The sequence below is a fragment of the Candidatus Culexmicrobium sp. genome (assembly GCF_058356305.1).
The window spans coordinates 170076-193872 of record NZ_JBTVBB010000012.1 but is presented as its reverse complement, the minus strand read 5'-3'; the positions used below and the strand labels follow the sequence as shown (position 1 = coordinate 193872).

Below are 23797 nucleotides of genomic sequence, written 5' to 3'. Positions count from 1 at the left end.
CATTTTAATATGTGATTTTATTTAATTAATTTAATTGATGATACTGTCTCTAAATAGATTGGGAAGCATTTCAGTCTTCAGTAAATGTTCATTTGACTGTAAGTATGTTGGGTTTTGGTGTTTTTATGTGTCTGAATTTTTCGCTTGCTTGTTCTCCTCCTATGCCCCAATTTTCTTTTGGGATTTCATGTATAACTATTTCGACAGCTTCTGCTGATATTCCTATTTCAGTGAAACTTTAGTTATGTCTTTTGTTGTCTTCTTTTTAGCTTCATTTGAGAATTCACTCCTAATATATTGTGAACTATTGGCATGAATGGAACTTTTTTATCTTCTTTTAAAATTGTTGTGGAATTGTTTTTAGACATTTTGTTGCTTAAATTTATTACTAGTTTTAATCAGATCGTATTTTGGAGGATTTAGTTTTGGAGAGATTAGTTGACAGTTTATTTGCTGAGTGGGATAAGCCTAATTCTCCCGGTTGTGCCTTAGGTGTCATTAAAGATGGTAAACTCGTGTATGCTCATGGTTATGGTATGGCTAATTTGGAGTATGATGTTCCAATTACTCCTAAAACTGTTTTTCGTGTTGCCTCTATGTCTAAGCAGTTTACTGCTACTTGCATTGCTTTGCTTGTTGAACGGGGTTTGATTTCATTGGATGATGATGTTAGGAAGTATATCCCTGAGCTTCCAGATTATGGCTATACGATTAGGGTTAAGCATCTAATTTATCATACTAGTGGTATTCGAGATTACTTGGCTTTAATGAGTATGGCATGTAAGCGTGATGAGGATTACTATACTACTGAAGAAGTTATGGAACTTCTTGGTAGACAGAGGAATCTTAACTTTAAGCCTGGAGACCGCTTCTTGTATAGTAATTCTAACTATTTCCTACTGGGCGTTATTGTTAAGAGGGTTAGCGGTGTTTCTCTTCGAAGATTTGCTGATGAAAATATTTTTAAGCCTCTTGAAATGAAAAATACTCATTTTCATGATGATCACACAATGATTGTTAGAAATAGGGCTGTTGGATATTCGCCTAGAAAGGATGGTGGATTTAGAATTAATGAGACAATTCTCGACATTGTTGGTGATGGAGGCCTATTCACAACTGTTGAAGACCTATTCCTCTGGGATCAGAACTTCTATGCTAATAGGCTTGAAGGCGGACAGAGATTAATTAAGCGTATTCTAACTGTTGGTGTTCTTAATAGTGGTGAGAAGCTGGATTATGCCTTTGGATTGAGAATTGGGAGTTATAAGGGTTTAAAAACTATTTCTCATTCCGGCTCCTTTGCTGGTTTTAGGGCTCAAATGATTCGCTTTCCGGAGTATAGATTTACTGTGATTTGTCTAGCTAACATTAGTAGTATAAATCCAACTAAGCTTGCTAAGAAGGTTGCAGATATATATCTGGCTGACGTATTCAGGGAGGTTGTAGAGATCAAATTTATAGAGCTTCCAATCGAGGAGGTTAAAAGTAGAGTTGGAGTTTTTAGGGGTGAGGATGGATTTATCTGTAGAATCTTCGTTGAGAATAATAATTTATTCCTTGAGTTTTATGATAGGAAGATTAGACTTAAGCCATTAACTAGAAATCACTTCAAATCTGTTGATTTACCCATAGATTTTGACATTAAATTTGAGGAATGTGAAGGTAAACCATTATCGTTGATTGTTAGGATTGAGGATAGGAAGCCCGAAGTTTATAGGTTAATTAAGCCAGTTTCACTTTCATTAGACCAACTTAAAGAGTATGTTGGCGAATATTATAGTGATGAGCTCAATGTAACTTACAAGATAGCATTAAGTAATGGCAAACTATATTTCAAGCATAAAAATGCACCTAAAAAACCACTTCTACCAACCCTTAAAGATGAGTTTGTAGTTGGATTCTACTCAATTCACTTTTATAGAGATGAGGAGGGGAAAGTAGTTAGATTTAAGCTTAATTCCAGAAGAGCAAGATACCTAGATTTCAGTAAAATTAATGTTTCCTAGTGATTTGAAAGTTAATAGACATGCTTTTATCTTAGCACTTCAGCATATACTTCCCTTAGCATGACTTTTAATGTACTCAACCCTATTTCTAACGTAAATTATTAATCCCATAAGATTTCACCTGGTATAATAGAATTAGTTTTCATTCATTAATAAGCATTCAAATTAAAGAATTATTTGTATTAATAGACTTGAATTTATTTATTACTGCAGTTTTCAATTTCAAGCCTATTATGACTGTATTTTGGATGAAGATAATGTCTGGATAATTGTATATTCGTGGAGTTCAATTACCTCCACGCCATTTTCTCTTAAATATTTGTTGAGATATATTTTGTACATCTTCTTGAAGTCTAACTATACTGGCTCAAATATTATGTTTATGATTAAAGTTACTTGGTTATTTGGTTAATGTTTTGAAGGCGAGGGTTAATTCATGGAAATATTTTTATATGCTAACTTTGATTAGTCTAATTATGATTAGACTAATTAGATTTAGTGATATTGAAAGATGGAAAAATGTTGGAAGATGGGTTTTAGTTTATGGTAGAAGGAAAACTGGAAAGAGTTTCTTTATAAGAAATTTTGTAGATTATGATTCCTACTTCTTTGTTAGTAGAAATAGAGAAATTTTTATTGATTATGAGAAGTTGTCTTATGAAACATTTGTTAGGGAAGTTTTTAGATTGCTGAGTGAGAATAAAGTTGTTGTTATTGATGAGATTCAGAGATTACCTCGAGAGTTCTTTGATAGGCTACATAATTTTGGTGTTAAAGGAAATCTTATTGCTGTTTCATCCACAATCTGGATTGCTAAAAGTTTACTTAGGGAGAGGTCTCCACTTCTAGGTTTGTTTTCTGAATTTAACTTTCAATTGATAGATGAAGTTGATATTCTTAGGAATATAATTCGAATTGTTGGTGATTTAAAGAAGTTGGTTGAATATGCTGTTTTTCTTAGGGAGCCTTGGTTGGTTCCACTTTTTGAAAAGGCGGCTGATTTTATGTCTGCTTTAGCTAGCAATATTCGAATTTCAATTCCTGCCTTAGTTGGAGAAATATTTTTAGAGGAAGATAGAACTTTTACTTCAATTTATGAAGGAATTTTGAAGGCTGTAGCTAATGGTAAGAGAGTGTCAACAGAGATAACCAATACTCTATTTTCATTGAAATTAATTCCTATGCAGAATCCCAGCTTAGTTCATCCTTATCTTAAAATTTTAACGCAAATTGGATTACTTGACAAAGTAAAGGTTTATGGTAAGCGTAAATATTATTATTATCATACTTCTCCTCTAACTGATTTATATTACTATGCTGATTCAAAGTATGGTATTTCAGAGAGAGACATACCTGAAGATCAGATGAGAAAAATTCTAGAGTTAAAAATCCCCATCTATGTTGAATATTTTTTTGCTAAACTCTTAGCAAAAACCTTTGGATTATGGAGGGAAATACTGGTTACAAGAGAATTTGAAGTGGATATTGCTCTAACTGATTTTAAAAGACTTAAGGTAGTTGGAGAGGTCAAGTGGAAGAATTATGTTAATAGACGTGAAATTAACGGAGTCGAAGATATTCTAGGCAAATTTAATTGTAAGAGAATGTTGATAGTTCCTGAGGAAGATGTTATTGAAAAATTTCCAGAAAAAGTGGAGGTTTGGGATGTACATAGGATTATTAAGGAATTGCTCCTTTAAGATGACTCCTATTTTAGTTTCAGGACGTGGTTTCATATAGTCTCATTAAATATGAAATGTTGATAATCTCACCTCTAAATTTTAATTGGCCCATTTTCACTTTGAAAATTTATCTTGAATAAAATATGCTACTTGAATGTTTATAGAGAGTGAAAGTTTAATTACCTCAACACCATTTCCCTAGGAATCTTAAATACTCTTTATGCTGTTTTGGGGCTAAGTTTAGATTTTTGATTCATGTTTTGGATTAGATGAAGATTAATCTCCTATAATTTATTTCTGATGCCTGTTCATGCCTTGTCAATTAACCTACCAATTCTATTCATCAGCCAAAATTTACTTCATTATAGTTAAAAGTCTTTATTAGCAATATTTTCCTATTTTAGAATAATTTATTTCAATTTGAGGGTAAATTAGAGTTAAATTTAGCTTATTACCATCTTCTTTTTTCTATTGACTCTCTAGCTATTTCTTCTCCTCTCAATTTCCATAGTCCTCTTCCTGGATCTTCAATAATTATGTCAAGTTCGCTTATCAACTTATCATTTACTAGAATTTCATCTGTATACTCGGAGATTACTGCTTTGCACTTTGCATGTTTAGCTTCTCGATTTCCTATTAGAAGTTCCACTTCAATATTTGGTATAACGTAGACTCTCATTGGACCTGAAGCTGAAATATATGTCTCCATCTCCGCATTCCTAGGAAGGTTTGGCCATAATCCTAATGCATTTGCCGCTTTGACTGGTAGGAGTATTTCTGGAGAGTCGCTTTCATATCCTGTATTGAGGAGAGCGCTTGATATAAGGGATTTGTCGCCATATATTACCTTAATTTTTACTCTTACTCCCAATATTATTCACCAGTCTTAGGGGTTTAAGGTATCCAATTCTTCCTTTGTATAGTAATCTTAATGGTTTTAGATATCCAATTCTTCGTTCCATTGGCATTCCTATTTATATTTATTCCATCGCCCTATATATTTTCAATTAGTCTAGTATTTCGATTCTATTACGTGCTTATTTATTCTGATATATCATAATCGTCATTTTACTTTTGTTTCTCTAAAATGCTTAGTATTTTTTTAACTTCTTTTACTTTCACTCTTTTTAGGGTGAATATTACTTGTCCATGTTTGTTTCTTATTTTTATTGTTCCTATTCCTAGTATTTCTGCTATTGATAGTGTATGCCCTGTTATAATGTAGGTTAGATTTATTAGGTTTTTCACTATTTTTTCAGCCGGTTTTTCTATGGGTTTTATTATTTCTTTTATGTTTACTTCATTTATAGTCTTCTTTCCTTTTACTTCTATTAGTCTTTGATTGGTTATAATGTAGGTGCTATAATTTCTAGTTGATAGTATTGCTATTCCGATTAATATTATGCCTATTATTGCTATTATTTGTGCTTGACTTAGCATAGTTAGCCCTGCTATTATGAGAAATCCTCCGAATATTATGAGGAATATGAAAATTGTTGAGCCTAATGGATTCTCTCTTCCCTTCCAAATTATTTTTTCATTTTCCTTTAATTTGATTTTTAATGGTTGGTTTATGTTTTTCATTACGATTTATTATTTATTGTTTTAAGTTAAATTTTATTACTATTCTGGTTGAACCCAAAATTTTATTTGTGATTAAATATTTTATTGTGTCGATGACTGCTTAGTTATAATGGCTTAGTATATTGTATGGTTTGAGTGGTTATTATGAGTGGGAGAAAAATTATTGGTCATGGAACATGGTATGATAAAATGGCTTACCTCATAGTTGAACGTGAGAGGAAGCTTGGTAGAAGTCTAGATCTAATTAGAACTGAGATGGGTGTTGGTGCATCTGGTTTTCCTCATATTGGTAGCTTTGCTGATGGTGCTAGAGCTTATGCTGTTACTCTTGCATTGAGAGAGATGGGTTATAATTCTGAGTTGATTGCCTTTGCTGATGATAAGGATGGATTACGTAAAGTTCCAGCTGGCCTTCCATCTTGGCTTGAAAAGTATCTTGGTTTTCCAGTCACAGATATTCCTGACCCATTTAAATGTCATGATAGCTTTGGGGAGCATATGAGCTCTCTTTTATGTGATGCTTTTGATAGGGCTGGGATTGAATATAAGTTTATGTCTGGAACTGAAGTTTATAGGAGGGGTTTACTGGTTAAGGAGATTGAAACTATTCTGGCTAATGCTAAGAGGGTTGGAGAGATAATTAGGGAGGAGGTTGGACAGGAGAAGTATACTGAGGTTCTACCATACTTTGCTGTTTGTAGTAGATGTGGTCGAATTTATACTACTAGAGTTTACGATTTTCTTCCTAAGGAAAATAAGGTTCTCTATGTCTGTGAGGGAATGGAGGTTAAGGGTAGATGGCTTGAGGGATGCGGATTTAGAGGTGAAGCTAACTATGCTAGAGGTGAGGGTAAGCTTAGTTGGAAGGGTGAATTTGCTGCTAGATGGAAGGCTCTTGACATAAGATTTGAAGCTTATGGTAAGGATATTGCTGATTCAGTTAAAGTTAACGATAGAATTTGCTTGGAAATTCTTAATCATCATCCTCCATTGCATGCACGTTATGAGATGTTTCTTGATAAGAGTGGAAGGAAGATTTCTAAGTCGGCTGGAAATGTTTTTACTCCTCAAGTCTGGTTTAGGTATGGTTCTCCACAATCCCTTCTACTCTTAACTTTGAAGAGATTTGTTGGTACAAGGAAGCTTGATGTTACTGATATTCCAAAGTATATGGATGAGCTTGACAGACTTGAGGATATTTATTTTGGTAAGATCATACTGGAGGATGAATTGGAAAGGGCTAAGTTAATTGGACTTTACAAGTATTGCTGGTTGATGAAGCCTCCAAGAAAGCCTAGAATTCATGTTCCATATAATTTACTAGTTTACCTAGTTAAAGTTGCTCCTAGGGGCAAGGAGTATGAATTTGTATTAGATAAGTTGAAACGTTATCGTTTCATACCGAAGAATATGGGTTTAAATGATGATTTAAAGCAGAGAATAGATTATGCGATTAATTGGGCTAGAGATTTTGGAGAGGAGATTAGGGAGACTGTAATTGAACTGTCTGAAGATGAAGTTTTAGCGGTTAAGCAGCTAATTGATTTCCTTAAGTCAAGTGAGGCTTCATCTGCTGATAAAATACAGAATGCAATCTTTGAGATAGCGAGGGCAAATAATATACATTATGCAGTTTTCTTTAAGAAACTTTACATGATCTTGCTTGGCGCTCCAAGGGGGCCGAGACTCGGCCCATACATAATGGCTATGGGTAAGGATAATGTTATTCAAGCATTGGAGAGGGCTTTGAAGAAGAGTTAAATTTATTAGGAAAGCTATATTTAGGGGTCTTGTTCATTAAACTATTGTCGGCTATGCCTTATCTAATGATTTTATCATATATTATAGAGGGTTGAGTATGAGTTGGGAAATTACAGTTGTTAATTATTCTGAGAGCTTTTGGAGGGATGTTGAAGACATTTTAGCTGAATATAAAATTCCTCTTGGAAGAACTTTGAGTAGAGATGAAATTAAAAACTTTATATCTAAGGCGGCTAATAGGCAGCCTGACGGCTTCTTTGTTGCTCTTTCAGGTAGAGATGTTGTTGGCTTTTCAATTGCCTTTTACTTTGACCTATTTGGTGTAACATGCATTGACCATTTACAGGTTAGAAGAGATTGGCTTAACAGGCAAGTTGAATCTAAGTTGATTGAAAAATGCTTGGATTGGGCTAGGAAAAAGGGTGCAAGAATTATTTATGCTAAGGTTGCTGATGTTGATAAAAATTTAATTGAACTTTATAAGAAGAATGGTTTTCAAATTACAGGTTATATTCCCAGGTATTTCAAGAAGGATGTTGACGCCCTACTTTTTGTAAGGAGTGTAAAATAGATTTCAAGCTCCAATTAATTTAGTTTTTATGAATATGAATTTCACTTTTCACATGGTATTTTCCATTGCTATGTAGAATATAAAATAAATGTTCTTATATTCTAATCTTGTCTTGATTAGATCAAATATATTTAGCGATATTGAAATACAGAAAAATACTGGTAGATGAGTTCTAGTTTATGGTAGAAGGAATAGCTTTTATTGGAAATCCATAATTATGACCATATTTCTTTATTAATAGGACTAAGGAAATTCTTGTTGACCAAGAAGGAATCTTTGAATTTAGCTTAATGCCCTCATTTTTCATGTTTTACCCTCGACATTTATGTATTATGGTGTTTAGAGTTAATAGTTATTAGAGTTTGAATGTTATTTTAAATATTTTGCCTAATAGTAGATAGTTTAATTTAGTTTAGGTATCTCCTATTATTTTGGTGATTATTTTGAGGTTAAGTAACTTCATTCACCTGGTTGATAATACACTTGCAAATATCTATGTAGTAGTAGTGGATAATGGCTACTTGATAATCGATGCAGGCTTACCTGAAAATCTTGATAGAATTATCTCCTATTTGAGGGAGAATGATTTCGATTTAAATAATTGCAGGGGAATTATTGTTACTCATTATCACTTTGACCATACTGGCTGTTTAGCTGATTTGAAGGAGACTTTAGAGACTATTGTTTACGCCCATAAAGATGAAGCCCCATTTATTAGTGGTGAATTAAAGCTTCCTAAGGGCCGTGAATTTAAGCCGGTTAAGGTTGATGAAGTAGTAGTGGATGGCGATGAAATTTATGGTTTGAAAGTTATTCATACACCGGGACATACACTTGGAAGTATCTGTCTATACCATCCATTGGAGAAGGCCTTGTTTATAGGTGACTTAATAGTTCATGAGAACAATGTCTTATCTGAAATTCCAGTTGAATACTCATTGGATCCAAGTAAAAATAGAGAGTCTATTAAGCGTGTATGTGAATTAGTTAACTTTGAAATGTTATTGCCAAGTCATGGTGAGCCTATTCTAAAGAATGGTAGAAGGAAGTTGTTTGCTCTAATTCAAAGCTTTTCAAGTTAGTGAAGATAATTCCGCTTCTAAAATTAAAACTTTAAATTAATTTAATGGATTGACTGCTGTTGACAATGTTTCCTTGGGTCTAATGGTGCTGGTAAGACAACTATTATCAGATTGTTAACTGACCAGTTGAAATCAACTAGTGGTAGTGCTAAAGTTTAATTCAGATGATATTTATTGAGGATGTAGTTGGATGTTAGTGATAGCTTCCTTAATTAATGAGATAAGCTTAATATTCTCAAATGTTTAACTAAAGGGTTATAATAGTTTTCCTAAACTTAATTATGGAGGTTATATTGTGATCAGCTATTATGAGCTTCCAACCCCAATGGTTCTTGTTAACCTTGATAAGTTGGAGAAAAACATTTCAACTGCAGCTAACTTGGCTAGGATGAATAATAAGGTCTTATGGCCAATGTTTAAAACTTCTAAGTCATCTTATATAGCTAACTTGCAGGTTAAAGCTGGTGCCAACGGTTTTCTTTGCAGTAGTGTTTATGAAGCTGAAGTATTAGTTAAGCATAATTTAACTAGGAATGTTATGATTGCATATCCTATTGCTGATAAGACAAGTTTAAACCGCTTAGTTAAGCTAGTTGAAAATGATGTTAGGGTTATAATTAGATTAGATAACTTGAATTTAGCTAGCTTTATTAATGAATATTTAAGAGAGAGTCATTTGAAACTTGAATATTGTGTTAAGGTTGATGTTGGATACGGTAGATTAGGAGTGAATCCTGAGAGAGTTGGAGAATTTGTTAAGAAGCTTAAGAAATACTCTAATCTACAGTTTATAGGTTTAGTTACTCATCAAGGAAATGCCTATGAAGCATGCAATCCAGGTGAGGTTAAGGAAATTGCTATTAAAAGTGCTAACCTAATGGATTTAGCCTTAAAATCTTTAAATAAATATGGTTTTGAACCTGAAATTATTGGTGCTGGTTCTACACCTACCTTTAGATTTGATGTTGGAAATCCTATTTATACCCATCTTTTCCCTGGAAACTACATTTATTATGACAGAATGCAGGTACTTGTGTATGGTTCAACCTCTATTGAGGATTGTGCATTAACAGTACTAGTAACTGTTACTTCAATTCCAGAGCATGCAGATGGGAGGATTGCAATAATTAATGCTGGAAGCAGATTTTTTGATAAAAGAGTTCATGGACATTTGCAAGGTTATGGTCAATTAGTTGAGTATCCTAAGGCTATCTTAATCAGTGTTTCTCAAGAGGTTTCAAAGTTAGATATCACACTGGAAAAGGGTATTCGTGTTGGTGAAAAAGTTAGGGTTATTCCAAACCATTCATGCTTTACTAATGATGGAGCTAACTTTGTAATAGGACATAGAGGTAAATATGTTGAGAAGATTATTCCAATAGATGCCAAGGGTGAAATTAGACTAAAGGATATAATTTTAGATAGCCTATTGTTAAACTCATAGCAATTCTCTCGTTAATTTTAGAGCATCATGCTTTAAGTAATTCTACAATGTAACATCCTACAAACTTTCAAGGTGTGAAGGATAAGATTCAATTGGATTGATAAAATTAAGTATATTACTTTTATGTTGGCTTGGATGGGCTGCTTCTCTCTTACCAGTAGCTGGTATATTTGCTAAAATGTTAAGTAGATATTTTCTGAGTTTATTGTAGATTACCATGGATATAATTCATCTTTCAATGTCTTTCAGCATATTTTAATATTGAGTTTTCCAATGCCATTTAGTCTGTCTCTCTAACTCTATTTTGCTTGGATAAGTTTTCTTGTTCCGTCCCTTATTTTCTCTAATGTTTCTCCTCTCGGTTTCCCTTTAAAGTCGATGTTTTCAATTATTTTGAAGCCTGCTTCAGATAATGTTTGAGCTATTTTTCTTCCAGCTATGCTACCCCATCCATAGGCTGACAGTATAAGCACTGGTTTATTTGATGAAGCCTTCTTGGATATTAGGTTAACTATGTATTGAATTGTTGGGAATACATCTGCGTCATATGTTGATGTTGCAATTATTAATGCTTCTGCATCTATGACTTCTCCAAGTAAATCGCTTATGGAGGATTGATGTTCATCTGTGAATTTAAAGATTAATGGTTGGTAATTATTTTTCTTTAGCTCGTCTATTGCTATTGATACTGCTTCTTCTACGCATCCATACATTGAGCTGTAAATTATTACAATTTTTCCTTTTTCACCCTCGCCTTTAGCCCATTTTAAATATGCATCTATTATAGTTTCAAGATGTTTTCTCCAAATTAATCCATGTAGTGGGGCTATTATATTGATTTTTAATTTTTGTTTAACAATCTTGTCTATATTCTTTATTATGTGTCTTCTATGGCGTCCAACTATGTTTATGACGTATTTTCGTGCGAGGGGTAATATTTTGTTTACAACTTTAATATCATCATCAAATATGGTTGGCGGTATTCCATAACTACCAAAGGCATCTCCAGTTAGTAGTATGCCATCTTCATCTATGTATGTCATGAATGTGTCTGGCCAATGAAGCCATGGAGTATAAATGAACTTGAGTTTCTTATCTCCAATAATGATCTCTTCACCATCCTTTAATGCTTTAAATTTCGGTTTTATGTGATAGAATGCTTCTAGCATCCCTAATGCTAGACTATGTCCTCTTACTTCTGCTTTAAAGTTATTTAATTTGAGTATTTCTGGTATTGCTCCGCTATGATCTTGTTCCATGTGATGTATTATGATATAATCAATATCTTTAGGATTAACTATTTCACTTAACTTCTCTATGAATTCGCTTGCGTATTTTTGCTTCCAAGAATCAAATAATATTGTTTTCTCATCGGTTACGAGTAAATATGCATTATATGTTACTCCTTCAGGAACATGCCATAATGCTTCAAAGAATTTTACTTGGTTGTCATCAATTCTTAAGATATAGAGGTTTTCTGTGACTTTTTCAATATATGTTTTCATACTTTTCCTCCCAAATATTCATTAATTTGAAAATAATTTCTTTTATCTTTCTATTAAGATGAATATTTGTCTTAATATTTAAAACTTTGAAATAGAATATATGAAGATTTAGAATTTAATTTTTATAGTTCTTCTAGTAAGATTGTCAAGAAGTTATGGTGAGCCTCCTACATTTAGGGTTTATAGGAAATCCAAATATGTTACATCCCTTCTTTTTACTTTTTCTTAATAGAATGCAATTATATTCTTCTCACATAGTTTTAATACCATAGAGTTATTACATCAAGACTTGTATTTCTTTTAATCCAATCTATAACGATGGTGATTATTTAGACTTATTTGCCTATCCAAAGATTGAGATGATTTTAATGATAATATTTCTTATGTTTTATATAGAATTATTGAATCAGTTGTTTATTTTATTTTTTCTAAAATTATTGCTGGACATATCTTCATGATTCCTTTCATTGAATTTAACTTTTTAATAAATTTAGTTAATTCTTCAGAGTTTTTGAACCAGCATTCAATCATTATCATATGGTCTCCACTTGAGGAATATAGGCTTTGAACTTCTTCCATTTGTTTCAGTTTTTCTATGGTTGATAGTAAGTATTCTGGTTTTGTATCAATTCCTATTAATGCATTTATTTCGAATCCAATTTTTCTTAAATCTATTTCAATAGTGTATTTTTTAATAATTCCTTTTCTCTCTAGTTTTCTCACTCTCTTTCTTATTGCTGTTTCACTTACTCCTAACATTTTTGCTATTTGTACAAATGGTATTCTAGCATTTTGTCGTAGAATTTTCAATATTTCAATGTCTGAAATTCGAACCATAAGATTTATAAATTCAAACAAATATATAACTTTAACGGAACTTGGAGGTTAAATATATGAAGGAAACAATCAAAAACTTAGTTAAAGCTTTTATTGGCGAAAGTCAAGCAAGAAACCGCTACACCTTTTATGCAAAAATTGCAAAGAAGGAAGGATACCAACAGATCGCAGAAGTCTTCTTAATTACTGCTGAAAATGAAAAAGAACATGCATACAACCTCTTCAAATTAATTAACAAATTAAAACAAGAAAGCGGTGAAAAATTAGATGAAATTGTAGTAGAAGCAGTTGCACCAACAATTCTTGGAAATACCATTGAGAACCTAAAGGCCGCAATTGCAGGAGAAAATTATGAACACACTAAAATGTATCCAGAGTTTGCCAATATTGCTGAAAAGGAAGGTTTCCCGGGAATTGCAAGTAAATTGAAGGCTATTGCTAAAGCAGAGGAACATCATGAAGAAAGATTCAAGAAACTGTTAAGGGAAGTTGAAGCAGGAACTGTCTTTAAGAAGGAAGATAGTGTATGGTGGGTTTGCCGAGAGTGTGGATATATACACTTTGGGAAGGAGCCGCCTGAAATTTGTCCATCATGTGGCCACTCAAAACACTATTTCCAGCTGAAATGTGAAGAATATTAAGGTGATAATATTGGATAAAAAGGATAATCCAAGGACAGTCATTGGAAACATTATAGAGTCTATTCAATCGTTAAAAATTTATAAGTGCAATATTTGTGGAAATGTTGTTGAAGTCTTGCATGAAGGAGCAGGACAACTTGTATGCTGTGATCAGCCGATGGTGCTACTTGAAGAGAAAACTGATGATATTGGTAGAGAAAAACATGTTCCAGTAGTGGAAGTTATAGATGAAGGTTTAAAGGTTAAGGTTGGATCAATACCTCATCCCATGGAAGAGCATCATTTTATCGAGTGGATTGAAATCATTGTAAATGGCACTGTTTATAGAAATTTTCTCAAACCTGGAGTTAAACCCGAAGCTACATTCAAGATAAAGGTTGGAAAGGTCAAAGTGAGAGAGTACTGTAACCTTCATGGATTGTGGAAGGCTGAAATATGAGTATCGTTACCACTTGTTTTAAGAGATTTGCATATATATCCATGAGTTCGAGATATTTAATAAGGGGCGATGTAGAAGATGGAAAATAAAGAACAAATGGTTCTTGATGCAATGAAGAAGGCTGGAAAGCCTGTTAGACCTGGCGATGTTGCAAAGATGATAGGTTTAGATAGCAAGGAAGTTTCAAAAATTATACGTGCATTGAGGAAGAAGGGTAAGGTTATTTCTCCTAAGCGATGCTACTATGCACCAGCATAAGCAGATAAATTTAAACTCTAAGCTTCCTCTCCCTTTTATTTCCATTTAATTAATACTACTGGTTTTTTTCCAAGATATTCTGCTGCAGTTAAAACTTTTATCCCCTCTTTTTCTGCTTTTCTCCAAACCTCCTTTGTATGTTCTTTAAATTTTCTCTCCCTTGGTAAGTGGTGGTCATATATTATTACATTTGCATTTGCTTCTTCAATTATTTTTATTGCATTTTCTATTGTTCTTTTAAGGTTTATTTTATTAAGCATGTATCCAAGCATATATGTCATTGGCCCATCTAATATTATTACTTTGGGTTTTTCATTTATTATCCATTTAGCATAGTCTTCTATTATTGGTCCATTTAAATCTGATGTGTATAAAAGTTTAAATTTTCCAGCTTCTATTACTACCCCTACAACCCATCCAACTCTTGAAAATTCTATGCCATGAAATAGTGGCTCTGTAAATTTAATTTTTAAACCTTTATATTCAACTGATTTATTGTCTGTGAATATCAGTTTAGTTTTATTTTCCTTAAAATAATATTCTGGGATTCTCTTCCATTTAACCCATTTTTCTGTTCTTTTTTTAAACCATTTTAAACCTTTATTTAATAGTTCTCTTTTTCTTTCAGTATAGTCACCATAGTTTCTGCTTAAAGCTTCTTTTAACTTTACTAGTGGATTTGGATAATCTCTGATTTCTGCTTCTAGCATTACGTCTTTTAGATGAATTCCTCCTTGTTCCATGAATAATTTACTGTAGAATTCTAGGGCTCGTTTTCTTTGTGAATCATTGATGTATTCATTGGGGTTTTTGGCTAGAATTACTTTTTGAGAGTAAATTTCTTTTTCAAAGTCTATGAAGTGATCGTAATGATAGTGAGTTATAATGATTATGTCTGCTTTTTTCATGTTTTTCCTAATTTTCTTTTCAGCTTCAATTGTCCATTTAAGTTTAAGTTGATATGGTGCTGGAAATGATGGTTGCATTATGGCTACTCCCGGGTCTATAATTACTTTAATGTCTTTATGTTCTATTAGGGTGCATGATGATTTTGCTCCTAGAGAGTCAAACCATATTAGGGTAAATTTTGCCATTTCTCTACCATTCTTTTTCATATTTACTTATTTAAGGCTAATTTGATGTTTTACTGTTAACTCTTATATTTTAGCTATTTCATTGATTTATTTTAGGTGATAAATTGATTGACATTATTGGGTTGATGTTTTGGATTCTACTTTTTGTGACGATGCTCTGGCCACAAATTCAGCTTAGAAACATTAGGGCGGCTAGACTGAATTTGATTAGACAACTTGAACGTAAATTGGGTTTCAGGATAATTACAATGATTCATAGGCAAGAGCGAATAGGTTTCTTCAATATACCAATTTACCGGTATATTGACATTGAAGACTCAGAGGCTGTTTTACGTGCTATCAGGACAACTCCTCCTAATAAGCCAATTGCATTGATAATTCATACTCCAGGTGGCTTGGTACTGGCTGCCTCACAGATAGCAGATGCATTAAATCGTCATCCAGCAAAGAAAATCGTTATAATTCCCCATTATGCAATGTCTGGTGGGACTTTAATTGCACTTGCAGCTGATGAAATTTGGATGGATCCTAACGCTGTTCTGGGCCCTCTTGATCCACAATTAAATAAGGGGAACATCTCTTATCCTGCACCATCTGTTCTGAGAGTTGTGCGGGAGAAGGGTGTTAAAGATGTTTCAGATGAAACTTTAATACTGGCAGACTTAGCTGAGAAGTCTATTAGACAGACAAAAAATATTGTAGTCAACTTGTTGAAAAATAATTTAGGCGAGGAGAAAGCTAGAGAAATTGCCAATATACTTACTGAGGGAAGATGGACCCATGACTATCCCATAACAGCTGAAGAAGCCTTGAAAATGGGTTTGCCAGTAAAAATAGGTGTACCTGAAGAAGTTTATAATTTGATGGACTTATATCCACAGGCACAGGTCCGTAGACCAGGAGTTGAATATATTCCCTATCCAACCACACCCATACCTAGACAGAGAAGAGAGGTTTAATCCTTAATTTTTTGCTCCAGCAATTTTGCCTTCTTTTTAATTATTAGCTTTGAAATAACCTTACTTCTACTTTCACTTTGTATTTTATAGTTTTCTTCAGCTTCAAATCTAACTTGTTCAACAATTCCTCTTAGTATTTTTTCAAATTCCTTATCAACATACCATTTTTTAGGTTTAATATTTCTACACATTATTGCAATGTTTCTTCCAAGGTTTGCTGCGTCTAGGACTGCTGATTTCTTGTTTAGCACGTCTCCTTTTTCATGGTAGTATGCTAGTGCCCATGGTGGAATAGTTACTCCCATGCTGTTTAGTACTGCGTATAAATTTGAAATTACTTGGATGGTGCCACTATCATTTCCTACTGCTATTATTCCAGCAACTTTTCCTTCTAGTAGACATTTTCCATTGATGAATATCATATTTTCAAAAATTGTTATTCTATCAATGAAGTTTTTCATTTGAGATGAGGGTGCATACCAATATACTGGAGTAGCTAATATTAAGCCGTTGGCTTTCAATATTTTATCATATATCATCTTCATATCGTCATTTATTACGCATGGATATTGACATGCCTCTTGTATGTCACTTAGACATCCGATACATGGCTTTATCTCATAATCGTATAGGTGGATTATTTCAGTGTATGCACCATATTGTTCTGCTGCTTTGACGGCTATGGATAACAATTTAAATGTGTTGCCATATTTTCTTGGCGACCCATTTATACCTAGAATGTATGTCTTCATAAAATCTTCCTCCATTAGAGTTGAATGGTAAATGAATGCCCTATTTTATTGGGGGGTGTTTGTCTTGGAGATAATGTTCAAGCTTAAAATTAAACTTTACTATTTGTCTTGTCTTCTATACTGTTAAGTTAAGTTTAAATAAAAATAGAGGTGATATGGTGGCATTTATTTTAAATTAAACTTTTTATTATTTTTCCTTCCTTTACTACCATTAATATGTTTTCCGTTTTCCTTAGTATTTTAATATCTTTTAGTGGATTTCCATTTACGACTATGACATCTGCTACTTTACCTTTCTCTAATGTTCCAATTTTCCTTTCTAACCCTACTGCTTCAGCTGCATTTCTTGTTGCGGCTATTATTGCATCCATAGGTGTCATTCCCACTTTTTCTACTAATAATTGAAGTTCAAGAGAGTTGTCTCCATATTTAAACGCCTTTAATCCTCCTATGAAGTCTGTTCCAGTTGCAATTTTCACTCCTGCTTCATAGGCTTTCTTTATATTTGCTACATGGATTTCATGTACTTCCTTTGATTTCCTTAGCCCCCATTCAGGTATACCTAATTCTTTACCATACATCAATATTTGTTCTACTATTGAGAGTGTTGGAACTATTACTGCATTTTTCTTTTTGGCTAATTCCATTCCTTCTTCATCAATGAAAATACCATGTGCAATAACTTTTACTCCAGCTTTTAATGCATTTATTATGCCTTCTGCTCCTTGGGCATGTGCATGTACAAATCTATGGGCATGTTTTGCTTCTTCAACTATGGCTTCAATTTCTTCTAGGGTGAATTGAGTATATTCAGGCCGGTCTTTCTCTGACATTACTCCCCCTGTAGCCATGATCTTAATGAAGTCAGCGCCTGCACGTAAAGCATATCTAGCAGCCTTTCTACATTCATCAACTCCATCGCAGATGAGAGATGAAAATACTGTTGGCATTCTAGTTGTTCTTGCATCCACGTATTCTATTGGTAGGAAATGTTGATCACCATGGCCAAAGGTTTGAGATAAAGTATGACCTGCAGCTACAATTCTAGGAGAAGTAATTGTTCCTTCTTCCTCAGCTCTTTTGAGTTGAAGAGCAATAATACTGCCTGCATCTCCCATGGTAGTGAAGCCTGCATTTATTAATGCCTTTAAATCTCTTATAGCTCTTGCAACTAAAGTAGCGTATGGTGTTAATAATGGTTCACGAATAAAATCACCTGTTCTAAGCCCAGTTAAATGCACGTGTGCATCAATTAATCCAGGCATTACTGTTTTTCCTTTAACATCAATTACCTTTGCTTCCTTGGGTATCTTAATATTCTCCATACTTCCTACTTCTATTATAACTCCGTTTTTGACAATTATGCCTCCATTTTTCACTGCCGGTTTACCAGTACCATCAATTATGTATCCATTTACAAGAGCTAAATATGACAAATAAATCCCCTTCAATCACTCATAAACCTACTGAATATAAGGTTAATGATTTCTTAAAATAAATTGTAATCACTTGTCATAATGTTATCATTCTTGTCTGAGAGCCACTACTGGATCCAGTTTAACAGCTTTTCTAACCGGGTAAATTCTTCCTATAACTCCTGGTAAAATATTATGCTCCTAGATCGTATATTACCTGGAATCCCCTTACTTTGTTTTGGTTTTTCTTGATCCATTTTTCGACATAGCTACATTTGACTACTATTTTCTTTACATTCATTTTCTTTGCATATTTTATTGTTTCTTCAACTATTTTTGATGCTAATCCTAATCCTCTATATTCTGGTGGGGTATATGTGCTTATCATATACATGGTGTCTTCCTCAAGTTTAAATTGGTGGTATGCTCTTTTTCCGTTTTCAATTTCAATATAGAATAGTTCTCCTTTTTCTTTTTTTACTTCTTTAAGTTTAGCTTTAATTGACTTAACATATTTATTAGCATTTAATGCTGCAACTGCTCCATCACCAGCAGCTATAACTACTTGTAACCCTCTGCCTGTACAGTCTCCTGCTGCATATACTCCTGGAATATTGGTTTCTTGATTTAAATTTACCTTTATAAATCCAATTCTATTGAGATTTAATCCAGCCTTCTTAAATATTTCAGTTTTTGGTTCATCTCCTTTGGCTATGAAAACCGCTGAAACCAATATTTCTCGTACTTGTTTATCTTCTTCAATTTTGATTGCTGAAACTTTTTCTTCACCAATTATTTCAATCAGCTTTGCATCTATAATTTCTACTTTTTCATTTTCTTTTAATCTCTTGATTAATATTTCAGGTGCTTCAATTTTTTCTTCATCGGTTATTAAGTATACTTTATTGGCAATGCTTGACAAGAATAATGTTTCTTCAAGGGCTTTTTCTTCATTTCCAATTACTGCTACATTTTTACCTTTGAAGATTGGGCCATCACATACTGCACAATAGCTTACTCCTTTTCCAATGAGTTTTGCTTCTCCAGGTTTTAGAGCCTTTCTTTTTTCTAGTCCAGTAGTAATTATGACAGTAATTGTAGAGTACTCTCCCTCTCTTGTCTTAACTTTCTTAATTTTACCATTTAATTCTAGGTCAACTACTGCTTCCGGATATTTTATTTTAGCTCCAAATTTTTGTGCTTGTTGAAACATTTTATATGCTAATTCTAATCCATTAATTGGTTCAAGTAGTCCAGGGAAATTTTCAAGATGTGGTATTTCACCTAATTTGCCGCCAGGTGCTTTTTTCTCTAATACTAATGTTTTTAGTCCTGCTCTTGCTGCATATATTGCTGCTGATAGTCCTGCTGGTCCGGCACCAATAATTATGACATCATAAATAGTCATTTAAATCACCTTAACCTAACAAAATAGAGTTATTTTCAAAATAATATATGTAATCCCTTACATTTTTGACTTTTATACTTTATTAGGCTGCTTTGCTTCGTTTAATTTAAATTTCTTTGGGTTTAATGAATTTTAATCCAAGCCTCTTCAATACTTCAGTTAGGTATATTTGTTGGGCACTTTTCTCAACCATGCATGTTAGTCTATAGGCTATTTCAAGTGTTGATGCTGCAGTAAATGTTCCATGCCCTCTTACGATAACTGCTTTATACTTCTTTAGTGTTGATGCAACATTTACAGCTAATTTCTTTGATCCTGCTCTTCCCTCTATCACTGGTATTGATCTAAGTACATAACTTGCTTCCATATCTATAGGTTTAACTTTATCATAAAAGAATGAAATTGCTATCGCATAGGGGCTATGGACATGTATTATAGCTAGATTTCTTGTTTGATTATAAACTTCCCTGTGTACTATTGTTTCTATTGAAGAAATTGCGTCAAAGCTTGTTATTTCTTTTAAATTAACCTCTATTACATCTTCAGGTTTAATGTCCTCAAGGGTGCATCCATGTCTAGTTATATACATTTTATATCCTGATTTAATGCTCATATTTCCTCCATGCCCTGCTACATAGCCTTTTTCGCTAAGTTTTCGGCCATATAGTCGAAATAACCTGTAACATTCTTCTTTAAGCTTCATGTTTAACCCACTCTAATTGAAGTTCCTTAAGTTTCTCTAGTTTAGGTTTTCCTTCCTTATTCCATCCTCTAATTTCATAGTATTTTTCAATCATTTCTTCTAATGGTACTTTGTTCATTAATCTTATTGGAAGTTTGTCATCACTTTTTGTGAAGCCTTCTCTAATGTTGAATAGTCTCTCAAGATTCCATATTCTCTCTCCAATCTTCATGATTTTTCCTCTGTCAAATTCGACTCCTGTCACAGCTGTTAAAATATTTGATATAAATTCATCGTCTAATTCAAATATTATGAACTTACATAATATTAGTGAGTCTATTACTGTTTGAAAGTCTTGGCTTAATGCTACTAGATCTGGTTTAAAAATCATTGTTTTCCTGTCTATTAGTATGGGTAGTCCAAGAACTTCCATGGAAACCATATATGCTCTTAAGTGGCATCCTCCTCTATTTGAAGTTGCATAAGCTAGTGCTTGTCCATAAAGCTCTCTTGGGTCATAAGCTGGTAATTCTAATCCTTTAACAGTCATTGCCAATTTATCTGCTTTAAAATGTTTAGCTAATTTTTCTACACCTAGTGAAGCTATCTTACCAATACTTTCTCTCCTGACTATCTTATTTATTATTTCTTTAATTGATTCAAAGTCTCCCCATTCAATTTCCTCATTTACTATTCCTTTTTCACTTAATTCCATTAGGCATGCTATGACTCCTCCTGTACTTATAGTGTCAAGTCCATATTCGTTGCATAGGTCGTTTAGATATATTACGTGCTCCAATTTTTCCAACTGACAGTTTATTCCTAGAGACCATATTGATTCAAATTCTGGGCCGTACACTTCAGTCTCATTAGTTTTAGTTATGATTTTACATGCAATTGGACAATAAATACAGGCTTTATGCTTTACGATATAGCTACAGACTTTATCTCCAGAGAATTTCTCTGCCCTCATCCATTTTTTCTTTTGGAAGTTTTTTGTGGGTAATGCTTCTATGTTGTTAATTATATTTGTCAGAAATGATGTTCCAAATTTTGGTAGAACCTTTCCTGTTAGAGGATTTATACTTAATCTTTCTATTGCTTTTTCTCTTAGTTTTAACAGTTCTTCTTTATTGTATACTTTGATTTCTTCATTTCCTCTAATTGCTATTGCTTTAAGTTTTTTTGATCCCATTATTGCTCCTAGTCCACCTCTACCAAAGAAATTTCCACTACATGTAGCTATACATGAGTATAGAACTAAATTTTCACCTGCGGGTCCTATACATGCGATTTTAAATTCTTTTCCATAATCTCTCTTGATTGAACTTATAGTTTCTGAAGTTTTTAATCCCCATAAACCCTCAGCATTTTCGAATTTTATTTCTCCATTATCTATGATGATTAAAGCTGGTTTTTCACTTACACCCTCTATTATAATGATGTCATATCCAGTATGCTTTATTTCAGGTCCAATGTATCCTCCCGCATTGGAATCGAATATAGTTCCAGTTAATGGTGATTTACTTATAACTGTACATCTGCCACTTGATGGTGTTAATGTTCCTGTCAATGGACCTGTGGAGAATATGATTAGATTCTCATGTGAAAATGGGTTAACTTTTGCCTTTATGAATTTAAATAAAATGTAGGCTCCCAGTCCCCTTCCGCCTAGAAATTTCATTAATGTATCTTTCCTTATTTCTATTACTTTCAGCTTTCTATTCGTTAAGTTTACTTTCAACATTCTACCTTTCCATCCGTACATTGTAATCCCCAATGTTTATTTCTTAGTATTACTTTAAAGTAATAATGTTAATTAACTTGCTAGGCTATACCTTTACTCTACAACCTTTGCAGTTGCAAATCTACTTCTAATGCTTGTTATTTCTATCTTAACACGGTCTCCAGGCTTTGTTCCTGGAACGAATATTACAAAGCCTTGAATACGAGTTAATCCTTCTCCACGTTTACTTGTCTCAGTAATTTCAACATCGTATTGCTTTCCTAATTCGACAGGTTTTCGAGTTGAAAAAGGCCTTCTTCTCGGTTTATACATTTATTTCCCTCCTTTACGTTAAATCAATCCTGGTTAGAAGAAGAATTATTATTGCCTCAACCAACCAGCCATTTAACATTGTTTTCCAATAATATAAGGGTTTTGTATCATGATTTCATTAATCATAAAAATTATCATGCGTATAATTTTGTAGGATGTTTTCATAAATCTTTGGTACAATAATTTCTTAGCATCCTGTTTTGATTATAATATATGTTTATGGGTAAGTGAATTTATTTAATGAGTTTATGGGGTTTTAGTGATTCAAAACGTAGAGAGATATAAATATATTAATATTTTAGAGTATAAATGATTGGGAATTTTATGAAAAATAATGTGGTGAGATACAGTTATAATCATGGTAAAAGGTTCTTAATCATTTTTTCACTAATTCTGTTATTTTCACTTAAATTTTATGTTGCTTCGATGAGTGAAGCAATAAATAAAGTTTACTTGGCTGAAATTGAAATGACAATTGATCATGGTGCTAGAACTTTCGTTGAAAGTGCTTTAAGTAAAGCTGAGAGTGATGGTGCACCATTAATTTTAAGGTTAAATACATATGGAGGTTTTCTAGACAGTATGGATGCCATTATAGATATGATATTAAATGCAAAGGTTCCCACTCTAGCCTGGGTTGCCCCTAAAGGTGCTAAGGCCGCTTCTGCAGGGACTTTCATTGCTCTGGCTACAGATTATATTGCAATGGCTGATGGCTGTGTTATTGGTTCATGTCAACCTAGACCTGAAGATCCAAAAATTATCAATTATGCTGCCGCTAGAATGAGAGCTCTTGCCGAAAAGAAATATGGTTTAAATGACAGTAGAATTGATATTGCTGTAAAATTTGTAACTGAAAACCTTGATTTAACAACTGAGGAGGCACTTAACTTTAAAATTGTCGATTTTAGGGCTAATTCCATTGATGAGCTATTAGAGGTGTTAGGCTGGAAGGGAGCACAGGTAATCACTCTTAAGCCAGGTTTAATTCAAAGATTCTATTCCTTCTTGAATGATCCTATGGTTATAGGTTTATTCTTTGAATTGGGTTTTTGGCTGATTTTAGTTGACATTTTTACTCCTGGTACTCAAGTATATGGCTTTGCTGGTGCTGCACTAATACTGTTGTCCCTATTTGGTATTGGAATTCTTGGTGCAAGTATGACTGCAATTGCATTGATGATTATAGGTGCAGCTCTAATTTTTGTGGAGTTAAAATATCCAGGTATACAAATTTTTGGCTTTGCAGGCCTAGTGCTATGGGTTTTAAGCATAATTCTTATGTATAGAGAGCAACCATACCTAGTTGTGACGATACCACATTATGTGGTTATTGGCCTCCTCGCAGTAGGGGGAGGCTTCCTCATATTTTATTTCCATAAGGTTCGTCGAGTTTTGAGGTTGCGGGGACGGATGTTTGATATTAAGAGACTGGTTGGAATGATAGGTGTTGCAAAAACTGATATTAAACCGGGCAAATATGGAGTAGTGTATGTTGCAACTGATAATTGGACAGCTTTTTCTGACTATGAAATTAAAGCTGGTGAAAAAGTTAAAGTTATAGAGGTGATTGGCTTTAAAGTTAAGGTTGAACCAGTGAGAGAAGAAGAATAAATGT

Annotated in this window: 24 protein-coding genes and 1 pseudogene; 12 read left to right on the top strand and 13 right to left on the bottom strand. The window is 33.3% G+C overall.

Annotation, left to right across the window (positions count from 1 at the left end; genetic code table 11):
• Positions 1-88 precede the first annotated feature (88 nt).
• A complete protein-coding gene (locus ACW8TM_RS03360; protein ID WP_491531881.1) occupies positions 89-193 on the bottom strand; it encodes a hypothetical protein in 105 nt (34 codons plus the stop codon).
• Between the two features lie 232 nt (positions 194-425).
• Here ACW8TM_RS03360 and ACW8TM_RS03355 point away from each other — a divergent pair, with 232 nt between their 5' ends.
• Positions 426-2006: a serine hydrolase domain-containing protein gene (locus tag ACW8TM_RS03355; protein ID WP_491531857.1), complete on the top strand. Its 1581-nt coding sequence runs from the start codon at positions 426-428 to the stop codon at positions 2004-2006.
• Positions 2007-2422: 416 nt separating this feature from the next.
• Entirely contained in the window at positions 2423-3706 is a 1284-nt protein-coding gene (locus tag ACW8TM_RS03350) for an AAA family ATPase (protein ID WP_491531856.1), read from the top strand.
• 433 nt (positions 3707-4139) lie between these two features.
• On the opposite strand, the gene ACW8TM_RS03345 is transcribed toward ACW8TM_RS03350, so the two are convergent.
• The gene (locus ACW8TM_RS03345; RefSeq protein WP_491531855.1) at positions 4140-4559 is read right to left on the bottom strand and encodes a hypothetical protein; all 420 of its coding nucleotides are present in this window, start codon (positions 4557-4559) and stop codon (positions 4140-4142) included.
• Between the two features lie 197 nt (positions 4560-4756).
• Positions 4757-5272 (bottom strand): hypothetical protein, encoded by a 516-nt coding sequence (locus tag ACW8TM_RS03340; RefSeq protein ID WP_491531854.1) that lies wholly within the window; start codon positions 5270-5272, stop codon positions 4757-4759.
• 144 nt (positions 5273-5416) lie between these two features.
• On the opposite strand from ACW8TM_RS03340, the gene lysS reads away from it, so the two are divergent.
• The 5 genes and pseudogenes from lysS to ACW8TM_RS03315 all read left to right on the top strand — a co-directional run bounded on the left by lysS (position 5417) and on the right by ACW8TM_RS03315 (position 10130).
• Positions 5417-7033, top strand: coding sequence for a lysine--tRNA ligase (lysS, locus tag ACW8TM_RS03335; protein ID WP_491531853.1), 1617 nt, complete (start codon positions 5417-5419; stop codon positions 7031-7033).
• 97 nt (positions 7034-7130) lie between these two features.
• Positions 7131-7604 (top strand): GNAT family N-acetyltransferase, encoded by a 474-nt coding sequence (locus ACW8TM_RS03330; protein ID WP_491531852.1) that lies wholly within the window; start codon positions 7131-7133, stop codon positions 7602-7604.
• Positions 7605-8038: 434 nt separating this feature from the next.
• A complete protein-coding gene (locus tag ACW8TM_RS03325; RefSeq protein ID WP_491531880.1) occupies positions 8039-8686 on the top strand; it encodes an MBL fold metallo-hydrolase in 648 nt (215 codons plus the stop codon).
• Positions 8687-8767: 81 nt separating this feature from the next.
• Positions 8768-8845, top strand: a pseudogene (locus ACW8TM_RS03320) (ABC transporter ATP-binding protein); the annotation flags it as partial.
• A gap of 136 nt (positions 8846-8981) precedes the next feature.
• Positions 8982-10130, top strand: a complete 1149-nt coding sequence (locus ACW8TM_RS03315) for an alanine racemase (protein ID WP_491531851.1) — start codon at positions 8982-8984, stop codon at positions 10128-10130.
• 57 nt (positions 10131-10187) lie between these two features.
• Here ACW8TM_RS03315 and ACW8TM_RS03310 read toward each other — a convergent pair whose 3' ends face one another.
• From ACW8TM_RS03310 to ACW8TM_RS03300, 3 genes are all read right to left on the bottom strand, one after another.
• Complete coding sequence (locus ACW8TM_RS03310; RefSeq protein WP_491531850.1) at positions 10188-10349, bottom strand: hypothetical protein; 162 nt, start codon at positions 10347-10349, stop codon at positions 10188-10190.
• 80 nt (positions 10350-10429) lie between these two features.
• Positions 10430-11635, bottom strand: coding sequence for an FprA family A-type flavoprotein (locus tag ACW8TM_RS03305; RefSeq protein ID WP_491531849.1), 1206 nt, complete (start codon positions 11633-11635; stop codon positions 10430-10432).
• A 414-nt stretch (positions 11636-12049) separates the two neighbouring features.
• The gene (locus ACW8TM_RS03300) at positions 12050-12472 is read right to left on the bottom strand and encodes an Lrp/AsnC family transcriptional regulator (protein ID WP_491531879.1); all 423 of its coding nucleotides are present in this window, start codon (positions 12470-12472) and stop codon (positions 12050-12052) included.
• A 56-nt stretch (positions 12473-12528) separates the two neighbouring features.
• Between ACW8TM_RS03300 and rbr the strand changes: the two genes are divergently transcribed.
• From rbr to ACW8TM_RS03285, 3 genes are all read left to right on the top strand, one after another.
• On the top strand, positions 12529-13113 hold the full coding sequence (gene rbr, locus ACW8TM_RS03295; protein ID WP_491531848.1) for a rubrerythrin: 585 nt from the start codon (positions 12529-12531) through the stop codon (positions 13111-13113).
• A 61-nt stretch (positions 13114-13174) separates the two neighbouring features.
• Positions 13175-13552 (top strand): desulfoferrodoxin, encoded by a 378-nt coding sequence (locus ACW8TM_RS03290; protein ID WP_491531878.1) that lies wholly within the window; start codon positions 13175-13177, stop codon positions 13550-13552.
• A 78-nt stretch (positions 13553-13630) separates the two neighbouring features.
• Positions 13631-13810 (top strand): DUF8462 domain-containing protein, encoded by a 180-nt coding sequence (locus tag ACW8TM_RS03285; protein WP_491531847.1) that lies wholly within the window; start codon positions 13631-13633, stop codon positions 13808-13810.
• A gap of 35 nt (positions 13811-13845) precedes the next feature.
• On the opposite strand, the gene ACW8TM_RS03280 is transcribed toward ACW8TM_RS03285, so the two are convergent.
• Positions 13846-14904, bottom strand: coding sequence for an MBL fold metallo-hydrolase (locus tag ACW8TM_RS03280; RefSeq protein WP_491531846.1), 1059 nt, complete (start codon positions 14902-14904; stop codon positions 13846-13848).
• Positions 14905-15008: 104 nt separating this feature from the next.
• Here ACW8TM_RS03280 and ACW8TM_RS03275 point away from each other — a divergent pair, with 104 nt between their 5' ends.
• The gene (locus tag ACW8TM_RS03275; protein WP_491531845.1) at positions 15009-15863 is read left to right on the top strand and encodes an SDH family Clp fold serine proteinase; all 855 of its coding nucleotides are present in this window, start codon (positions 15009-15011) and stop codon (positions 15861-15863) included.
• Here the strand turns inward: ACW8TM_RS03275 and ACW8TM_RS03270 are convergent.
• The 6 genes from ACW8TM_RS03270 to ACW8TM_RS03245 form a co-directional block, all read right to left on the bottom strand.
• Positions 15860-16615, bottom strand: a complete 756-nt coding sequence (locus ACW8TM_RS03270) for a flavodoxin family protein (RefSeq protein WP_491531844.1) — start codon at positions 16613-16615, stop codon at positions 15860-15862. The genes ACW8TM_RS03275 and ACW8TM_RS03270 overlap by 4 nt on opposite strands.
• A 170-nt stretch (positions 16616-16785) precedes the next feature.
• Complete coding sequence (locus ACW8TM_RS03265) at positions 16786-18051, bottom strand: metal-dependent hydrolase family protein (RefSeq protein WP_491531843.1); 1266 nt, start codon at positions 18049-18051, stop codon at positions 16786-16788.
• A gap of 172 nt (positions 18052-18223) precedes the next feature.
• A complete protein-coding gene (locus ACW8TM_RS03260) occupies positions 18224-19438 on the bottom strand; it encodes an FAD-dependent oxidoreductase (protein WP_491531842.1) in 1215 nt (404 codons plus the stop codon).
• Between the two features lie 106 nt (positions 19439-19544).
• Positions 19545-20141, bottom strand: coding sequence for a class II aldolase/adducin family protein (locus ACW8TM_RS03255; protein ID WP_491531841.1), 597 nt, complete (start codon positions 20139-20141; stop codon positions 19545-19547).
• On the bottom strand, positions 20131-21888 hold the full coding sequence (locus tag ACW8TM_RS03250) for an aldehyde ferredoxin oxidoreductase family protein (protein WP_491531840.1): 1758 nt from the start codon (positions 21886-21888) through the stop codon (positions 20131-20133). Before ACW8TM_RS03250 ends, ACW8TM_RS03255 begins: the two co-directional genes overlap by 11 nt.
• Before the next feature lie 72 nt (positions 21889-21960).
• Positions 21961-22179, bottom strand: a complete 219-nt coding sequence (locus ACW8TM_RS03245; protein ID WP_491531839.1) for a TRAM domain-containing protein — start codon at positions 22177-22179, stop codon at positions 21961-21963.
• Positions 22180-22605: 426 nt separating this feature from the next.
• On the opposite strand from ACW8TM_RS03245, the gene ACW8TM_RS03240 reads away from it, so the two are divergent.
• Positions 22606-23793: an NfeD family protein gene (locus ACW8TM_RS03240; protein ID WP_491531838.1), complete on the top strand. Its 1188-nt coding sequence runs from the start codon at positions 22606-22608 to the stop codon at positions 23791-23793.
• Positions 23794-23797 lie beyond the last annotated feature (4 nt).